This is a genomic window from Paenirhodobacter populi (genome assembly GCF_004022215.1).
Lineage (GTDB): Bacteria > Pseudomonadota > Alphaproteobacteria > Rhodobacterales > Rhodobacteraceae > Rhodobacter > Rhodobacter populi.
In genome coordinates, this window is sequence record NZ_SAUZ01000082.1 from 1 (window position 1) to 994 (window position 994).

Sequence of the window (994 nt, forward strand, 5' to 3'; positions counted from 1 at the left end):
CCGGCGATACTGGATCAACGAATGCCAGACCTGCACGCTGCAAAGCCGATGCACCACCGGCACGGAACGCCGCATCACCCGATGGGAGCATGAGCATCTGATCGACGCGATGCGCGAAAAGCTGAGCCGGGATACCGACCCGATGACCCTGCGCCGCTGCACTGTCGAACACCCTTTCGGCACGATCAAGGCCTGGATGGGGCACACCCATTTCCTGACGCGAAGGCTTAAGAACGTCCGTACCGAGATGGCCCTGAACGTCCTGGCCTACAACATCAAGCGGATGGTCTCCCTGATCGGGATCCGGCGTCTGATGCAGGCCATCCCGGCCTGATCAGGGCTTTCTGCCACATTTATGCGTGCGGGTTCGACTTACGAAGCCCTCAGGACCAGTCCTGACCGCCCCGGGCCGCCGCTGCATGGCGATTTGGCGCTGTGGTATCCACCGGTTCGGAAAGCTGCGATAAGGCGACCCTCGCCAGCCAGTTTTGACACAGCCTCGGCCGAGCGTGTGTCAAAACTCCTGACGCGGGCGCTCTGATCATAGTTTTCCGGGCCGACGCACATTACCGGCGCCAAAAGTCACCCTGCCGCGCGTGGCGTTCTGATGAGCCTTGCCTGAGCCGGGTCTTGCCAGGAAGATGAGCCGACCAGGCCTGATCAGGCCGGAATGGCCTGCATCAGGTTACGGATCCCGATCAGGGAGACCATCCGCTTGATGTTGTAGGCCAGGACGTTCAGCGCCATTTCGGTACGCACGTTTTTCAGCCTCCGCATCAGGAAATGGGTGTGCCCCATCCAGGCCTTGATCGTGCCGAAAGGGTGTTCGACAGTGCAGCGGCGCAGGGTCATCGGGTCGGTATCCCGGCTCAGCCTTTCGCGCATCGCGTCGATCAGATGCTCATGCTCCCATCGGGTGATGCGGCGTTCCGTGCCGGTGGTGCATCGGCTTTGCAGCGTGCAGGTCTGGCATTCGTTGATCCAGTATCGCCGG

General features: G+C 61.6%; 2 protein-coding genes. One reads left to right on the top strand and one right to left on the bottom strand.

What is annotated here, in order from left to right; translation table 11 throughout:
• The coding region (locus tag D2T30_RS22895; RefSeq protein WP_164884417.1) for a transposase at window positions 1-334 on the top strand (334 nt) is incomplete at its 5' end.
• A 326-nt stretch (window positions 335-660) separates the two neighbouring features.
• Here the strand turns inward: D2T30_RS22895 and D2T30_RS22900 are convergent.
• Window positions 661-994, bottom strand: a 334-nt coding sequence (locus D2T30_RS22900) for a transposase (RefSeq protein WP_164884418.1), incomplete at its 5' end; no start/stop codon positions are given.